Source organism: Martelella sp. UBA3392, assembly GCF_002358775.1.
GTDB classification, from domain to species: domain Bacteria; phylum Pseudomonadota; class Alphaproteobacteria; order Rhizobiales; family Rhizobiaceae; genus Martelella; species Martelella mediterranea.
The window spans coordinates 25,670-26,225 of record NZ_DEPM01000073.1 but is presented as its reverse complement, the minus strand read 5'-3'; the positions used below and the strand labels follow the sequence as shown (position 1 = coordinate 26,225).

1 protein-coding gene is annotated in these 556 nt (G+C 63.5%); it reads right to left on the bottom strand.

Going from position 1 to position 556, the window contains the following annotated elements; translation table 11 throughout:
* Nucleotides 1–556, bottom strand: a 556-nt coding sequence (locus B4E36_RS05475) for a TRAP transporter large permease subunit (RefSeq protein WP_345900080.1), incomplete at both ends; no start/stop codon positions are given.

Sequence of the window (556 nt, the reverse complement as noted above, 5' to 3'; positions counted from 1 at the left end):
CGTCGGGTTCAGAAACCCGCCATAGAGACCGCCGAGCACCAGAACCATCAGGAAGACGATCGGCACAGCCTTTCGAACGAGCGCCAGCCAGCCGATGTCCTCCTCCTCCAGCACCGGCTTTTCCGCCGTGAAGACGAAATCCGGCTTCAGCCATGCCAGCAGGAATATGGTGGCCGAGAAGGCGATGGCGAGCAGGATGCCCGGGCCAACGCCCGCGAGAAACATCCGGCCCACCGATTCCTCGGCCAGCACCGCATAGACGACCATCAGCAATGACGGCGGGATCAGCATGCCGAGGACGGACGAGCCGGCAACCACGCCGGTGGCAAATTTGGCGGTATAGCCATGGCGCGTCATTTCCGGCACGGCGACCCGGCTGAAGACCGTGGCGGAGGCGATAGAAACCCCGGTAATGGCGGCAAAGACGGCATTGGCGAACACGGTCGCGATGCCGAGCCCCGCCGTGATCCGCCCCATCAGCTTCTGGAACACGTCGAACGTATCCTTGCCGACCTTCGAGACGGTCACCAGAAGCCCCATCAGCACGAACAGCGGC